The following is a 6349-nucleotide window of genomic DNA, read 5'->3' as shown; positions in this document are numbered from 1 at the left end:
AACGGGCGGGGCTGCGCGGGGTCGGAGCGGCGCATGATCCACACGCCGGCCGAGACCAGCACGAAGGCCAGCAGGGTGCCGAACGAGGTCAGGTCGCCGGCCAGCGAGCCCGGCACGAAGGCCGCGAAAAGCCCCACGAACCCCATCAGCAGCAGGTTGGATTTGTAGGGTGTCCGGTACCGGGGGTGCAGCTCGGCAAAAAGGGCGGGCATCAGGCCGTCTTTGGCCATGGAGAAGAACACGCGGCTCTGGCCCATGAGCATCACCAGGATCACGGACGAAAAGCCCAGCAGAATGGCCACCGTGACCGCCGTGGCCAGCCAGCCGTAGCCGGGCATGTGGGCCCGGATGGCGTACGCCACGGAGGCTTCTGCCCCTTTGGCCGGGTCGGCAAACTCGCGCCAGTTGGCCACCCCCGTCAGCACGTGGCCGAACAGGATGTAGAGCACGGTGCAGACCGCCAACGAGCCCAAAATGCCGATGGGCATGTCGCGCTTGGGGTTTTTGGCCTCTTGGGCCGCCGTGCTCACCGCGTCGAAGCCGATGAAGGCGAAGAACACGATGGCCGCGCCGCCTAACACGCCGCCCCAGCCGTGCTTGTTCCAGGCCGTGTATTCGCGCACGACGGCGCCGGCCGCGTTTTTCACGGGCTCTGCGTTTTCCGGGATCAGATACGGCGTGTGGTTGGCCGGGTTGATGAACTGCCAGCCCACGGCGATGAAGACTAAGACCACCAGTACTTTCAGCACCACCACAATGGAGTTGAACACGGCCGATTCCTGGGTGCCTTTGATCAGCAATAAGCTCAACCCCACCACCACCAGCACGGCCGGCAGGTTGAGGAGGCCGTGCTCGCTCACCCCGTGGAGGACCGTGCTTTCCAGCGGCGAGTGACTTAAACTATACGGCATGGTCACGCCGAACGCCTGCAGGAGCTTGCTCAGGTATTCACTCCAGCCGATGCTGACCGTCGCCGCGCCCAGGGCGTACTCCATGATCAGGGCCCAGCCGATGACCCAGGCCACAAACTCGCCCATGGTGGTGTAGGCGTAGGTGTAGGCCGAGCCGGCAATCGGGATCATGGCCGCGAACTCGGCGTAGCACAAGCCCGCGAACACGCAGCCCAGGGCGGCCACGATGAAGGCCAGCGTCACGCCCGGGCCCGAAGCCTGGGCCGCCGCGTTGGCCGTGCGGATAAACAAGCCGGAGCCGATGATGGCGCCCACGCCCAGGGCCACGAGGTTGCCCGCGCCCAGCGTCCGCTTGAGGGTACCGTGCCCGGTGGAGTTGGCCTCCCCCAGCAACAGGGCCAACGGTTTTTTGGCGAAGATGCTTTTCATCAAGGACTTACGAAAGGTGTACACGTTGGGGGTGATCGCCAGGAGCGAAGGCGCGAGTATGCTTTGCGGGGCTTGTCGCCGCAATGAGGAAAGCGGTTCCGCTATAAGCCACTGCTTCCAGGAGACTGCTTATTGCCCCCCCAGGGACGGGAGATGGGTGCGCAATCGCGCTTGGCAAATGCACGAGGAATACCCACAGGAATAGCATCGTGCCCAATAAAAAGGCTACTTCCCGCCGTTTGCGGCCCAGAATGATCGCGCTGCCCGCACCAATGAGCGCCACGCCCGCAAAGTAGGTCCAGAAGATGGGGAAGGGAATCCAACGCGGCACGAGCGGCGCCACGTACTGTACATACAGAAAATGCGTGACGCCAAAAACCAGTACGGTGATCGAAAAGAAAATTCTTCCTAAAGGAATGACTTTATTTGTTAAAGTGGTGATATTCAAACGTTTGTGTTTTGCCTCGCTGTCCTCGTGGTAAGAGCCGGCTATAGACAAGGCGCCGCCTGCCAGGGCCAGGTTGGTGAGCACATTCGTCCACGAGCCTACGTGGTTATTGTAGGGGTCGAGGAGTAACTCGTACGGGATGCTGCTGAAGCACAGCAAGGCCAGCAACAAACCGGACAGGACCAGGGACAGGGCCCGGGCCTTTCTGTTCAGAATGATGGCTATCCCGGCGACAACGAGTACGGCCCCCACGATACGCGCCCCCAGCGACAGCCCCGGAATTGGGGCAGGCCAGGCGGGAAATAGCGCCGGCAGAAAGCGACCGGAAAGCAGGTGCTGGAGGCCCAAACCGGCGATGCCCACTCCGTAAAGCGTTCGACTACCCTTCATTATGTTGTTCATTACCGGCGGCATGCAGGGCTTGTTGAGCAGGAACCAGAGGGACCGAAAGCAAAGTAATCCGTCGTCGGCCGATGCCGGGCAGGGGGATTTTCCCGATGGAGCGCTTTTTTATCCTAGTGGAGTTTTTCCGCCGGCGAAGGCGGGCGGTCGACAGCTAAGCCGAGCGGCACCTACGCGTATCCGGCCCGGTCTGGACCTTGCGAAGCCCCTCGATTCGTTTCTTTTGCGGCTTCCCCGCCAGCAAAAAAGCGCGGGACGCGTACCTTCAGTCCATGAAGTGGTTGCAAACCGTCTTTCAAGAATCCGGCCTTTCCCTCCGCCCCCGGCTTTTTTGGGGCGCGGCGGCCCTGTACTGGAGCAGCTTTGCCGCGGTGGGGTACGTGCAATCCAACGCCTATTGGCTGCTGCAGGGCTCGCACGCGTTCACCGGCCCGGAAACGCTGGACTTCCTGCTGCGCGGGCTGCTGTGGTTTTTGAGTACCCCGCTGATCCTGTACCTGGCGTATCGGGCCCCGATTACTTCCTTCCGGCCCCTGGGCCGGTTGGGGCGCAATCTCGCCCTGCACCTGGTAGCACAATTCACGCTCAACTTATGGATTACGTGCGTGGTGTACCTGCTGCTGTACAAGCTCCTTGGGCTGGGGCCAGGCCGGACGTGGGGCCCCGATGGCGTGTGGGCCAGTATGTTGCTGCGGCTGAGCATTTCGCTGTCCATGTACTTGCTGCTGGTGTTTGGGTACGGCGTGGTGGTCTACGCTTCCCGCAACCAAACCCTGCATCACCAAAACGTGCGCTACGAGCTGGCCAACGAGCAGCTGAAGTCGCAGCTGGCCGGCGCCCAGCTCCAAGCCCTGAAAATGCAGCTCAATCCGCATTTTCTCTTTAATACCCACCACGCCATTGTGGGCTTGATTCTGGAGCACGAGAACGAGCGGGCCATTGCCATGGTGACCGCGCTCAGCGACTTGCTGCGCGCCGTGATGGCCAACGGGGACGCCCAGTTGATACCCTTGCGGGAAGAATTGCAATTCGTGACCAAGTACCTCGACATTCAGCACATTCGGTTTCAAGACCGCCTCCGCATCCAGTTCGATATTGCTGTTGATGCGCACGAGTGCCTGGTTCCGCAGTTTCTGCTGCAGCCGTTAGTAGAAAATGCGATGGTGCACGGCGTGGAGCAGGTGCTGGGCCAGGCCTGGGTGCGCATTGGAGCTCGCCGCGAAGGCCCGCAACTGGTGGTGGAAGTACAAGACAACGGCCCGGGTGCCACGAGCCGGCGCTATTCCTCAGGCGGCGCGGACCGGGGCATCGGCCTGGGCAACACCTTGGCGCGCCTGGAAAAACTCTATCACGGTCACGCCCAGCTGGAATTTACGCAGCCACCAACGGGCGGTACCGTGGTGGTGGTGCGGGTGCCGTATGGCCTGCCCGCCGCACAGCCTACTGCCCTTCCCTCCCCTTTACGGGCCACGATATGAGCTACCGCGCCCTCATTATCGACGACGAGCTGCTTTCCCGGCGCATCCTCCGGACTTTCCTGCAAGACGAAAGCGCCATTGAAGTCGTTGGCGAAGCCGCGAACGGGCCGGAAGCTGTGCTGCAAATCTTGGAACGGCGGCCGGACCTGTTGTTTTTGGATGTGCAAATGCCGGAAATGGACGGGTTCGCGGTACTGCGGGAAGTCTGGCCGCATTACCAGCCCTTCGTGGTCTTTGTAACCGCCTTCGATTCGTATGCGATCAAAGCCTTTGAATACAGCGCGGCGGATTACCTGCTCAAGCCCTTCGACCAAGCTCGGTTCCGGCAGGCGGTGGCGCGGGTCAAACAACAACTGGACTTGCGGGAGAACGGGGGCGTGAGCCAGGCCCTGCGCACGCTGCTGGCGGAAGTGGCACCCAAGGCAGACTTTGTCCAGCGCCTGCTGGTGAAGGAAAATCGGAAGCTGTTTTTTGTGAAGACAGCCGACATCGTGTATTTCGAGGCCGACCACAACTACATCACCCTGCACACGGCCTCCAAATCACACCTTATCTACGACAGCCTGACGCAGCTGGAGCAGCAGCTGGCGCCGCACGATTTCACCCGCATCAACCGCTCCTGCATCGTGAGCCTGGAGCACATTGTGGAACTGGAGACGCATTTCAACGGCGAGTACTGGGTCAAACTGCGCAGCGGCGCAACCCTGAAGTGGACGCGCAACTACCGGGACAACCTCCAGGCGTTTTACCAGCGGCTGCGGTAACCGGGGGCCACTGCCCTTCGGCGGCTCGCCCCCCGCAGCGTGGCCAACAACTTGGCACCGTTTCCGATGCCCCAATAATCAACCGATCTGGGCCCAGATGGAAGACTTCTCCCGCTCCCTGCTAGACAACGGCCACGAGCTTTACGTCATCTGCGGCCGCTACGGCAAAGGCCGTACGGGCGCGCACGGCGGCGTAACCAGTATCCTCGACAACGTCCACCTCCCCGTGCCAGCCCACAGCGGGAAAAGTGGCCGCTATCCTGTCTGCCGGTACCAACGGCGCGGCCCGCGTCGACGCCTCGAAGCCTCCACCAGCCTAGATTTGCTTTCCGCCGTGCCTGCGTCCAGCAAACCCTCGAAGACTGTACTCACAAGGGTCCCACGAATTGATCTGTGGTTCCGGGCTGGGCATTGTATACTATCTTCCTGCCGCACTACCCGTCCGTTGCCTGCCGGCGGTCGGGACCAACACCGGTACCTAAGATTGGTTTACAGCATGCTTTCCCTAAACAACAATGAAAAGAAGGGCCTTTATTAAAACCTCGTCTTTCACCGCGTTGGGCGTCAGTGCCTTCGGCATACGGGATTTGTATAGCAAACCGGTTGCTGGTGGCAACAACGTCAAAGTAAACGAGCAGCGGCTGGTAAGCCGCCTTGCCGAACTAGCCCAGTTTGGGCGGGACGATCAGGGGCATGGCTACCGGGTGGCGTATACCCAAGGGGATATCGACGGGCGGGCGTGGTTCATCGAGCAGATGAAGCGGGCGGGGCTGGCCCCCACGATTGATGCCGCCGGCAACCTTATCGGCACCCGAAAAGGGAAAAACCCCGCGCTCAAACCCATTGCCTTTGGGTCGCACCTGGACATGGTGCCCGATGGGGGCAACTACGATGGCCCGGTGGGGTCCCTCAGTGCGTTGGAAGTAATTGACGTGCTGAACGAGCATAACCTCCGAACCGAGCATCCGCTGGAAGTCATCATTTTTGCCAACGAAGAAGGGGGCACGATTGGCAGTATGGCGATGGCGGGCGGCTTGACCCCTGCGGGGCTGCAGCAAAAAAGCCAAAATGGCTTAACCATGGCGGAAGGCATTAAGGCGCTTGGCGGCAATCCCGACAACCTGCAATCGTGTGTCCGAAAAAAAGGCGACCTCCGCGCCTGGTTGGAATTACACATCGAACAAGGGGGGATTTTAGCGCGGGAAAACGTGCAGATTGGGGTCGTCGAAGGCATTGTCGGCATTGTGCATTGGGAAGTCACCGTCGAGGGGGTTGCCAACCATGCGGGCACCACCCCCATGGCGATGCGGCAGGATGCCTTGCTGGCGGCCGCCCGCGTGATCATCGCGGTCAATGACGTCATCACCGCGGTACCCGGAAATCAGGTGGGGACGATTGGCAAAATTGCCGCCACCCCCAATGCGTACAATGTCATTCCGGGGAAGGTGGTCTTGGGGTTGGAGATCCGGGATTTAGCCGCCGAGAAAATTGAACTGCTCTTTCGGGAAATCGAACAGCGGGCCGCCGCCATCGCCACCGCCAGCCACACCACCGTCCGATTTGCCCGGCAAGCCAACGCCTCCAAACCCGCCCTCACGAACAAGACCTTGCAGCAAGCCATCCAGGCCGCGGCCAAAGCCTTGGGGTTGAGTACCAAAGTGATGCAAAGCGGGGCGGGGCATGATTCCCAGGAAATCGCCGCGATTGCCCCGGTGGCCATGATTTTCGTGCCCAGTGTGGGGGGCATTAGTCATTCGTATAAAGAATTTACCAAACCCGCGGACCTGGCCAATGGCGCGAATGTGCTGTTGCACACGATCCTGGCGATTGACAAGGACAACTAACCGCCACTAAAGAAGGGCGGTGGTCAGGGCCAGGGCGCTGGCTAGGGTCGCTAGCAGCAGGCCGAGGAACTGC

Annotated in this window: 5 protein-coding genes; 3 read left to right on the top strand and 2 right to left on the bottom strand. The window is 61.0% G+C overall.

The window, feature by feature from the left end; all coding sequences use genetic code 11:
• Both H9I52_RS22045 and H9I52_RS22040 read right to left on the bottom strand, forming a co-directional pair.
• A partial coding sequence (locus tag H9I52_RS22045; RefSeq protein ID WP_187455668.1) for an amino acid permease occupies positions 1–1340 on the bottom strand: 1340 nt, incomplete at its 3' end.
• A 7-nt stretch (positions 1341–1347) separates the two neighbouring features.
• Positions 1348–2178 (bottom strand): DoxX family protein, encoded by an 831-nt coding sequence (locus H9I52_RS22040; protein WP_187455667.1) that lies wholly within the window; start codon positions 2176–2178, stop codon positions 1348–1350.
• 284 nt (positions 2179–2462) lie between these two features.
• Between H9I52_RS22040 and H9I52_RS22035 the strand changes: the two genes are divergently transcribed.
• From H9I52_RS22035 to H9I52_RS22025, 3 genes are all read left to right on the top strand, one after another.
• The gene (locus tag H9I52_RS22035; RefSeq protein WP_187455666.1) at positions 2463–3668 is read left to right on the top strand and encodes a sensor histidine kinase; all 1206 of its coding nucleotides are present in this window, start codon (positions 2463–2465) and stop codon (positions 3666–3668) included.
• On the top strand, positions 3665–4432 hold the full coding sequence (locus tag H9I52_RS22030; protein ID WP_187455665.1) for a LytR/AlgR family response regulator transcription factor: 768 nt from the start codon (positions 3665–3667) through the stop codon (positions 4430–4432). Before H9I52_RS22035 ends, H9I52_RS22030 begins: the two co-directional genes overlap by 4 nt.
• 515 nt (positions 4433–4947) lie before the next feature.
• Positions 4948–6276 (top strand): Zn-dependent hydrolase, encoded by a 1329-nt coding sequence (locus H9I52_RS22025; RefSeq protein ID WP_187455664.1) that lies wholly within the window; start codon positions 4948–4950, stop codon positions 6274–6276.
• Positions 6277–6349 lie beyond the last annotated feature (73 nt).

It is taken from the genome of Hymenobacter sp. BT491 (genome assembly GCF_014349165.1).
In the GTDB taxonomy this organism is placed as follows: Bacteria; Bacteroidota; Bacteroidia; order Cytophagales; family Hymenobacteraceae; genus Hymenobacter; species Hymenobacter jejuensis.
Note: the sequence above shows the minus strand (reverse complement) of the source record. Positions and strands in the feature narration are given on the sequence as shown.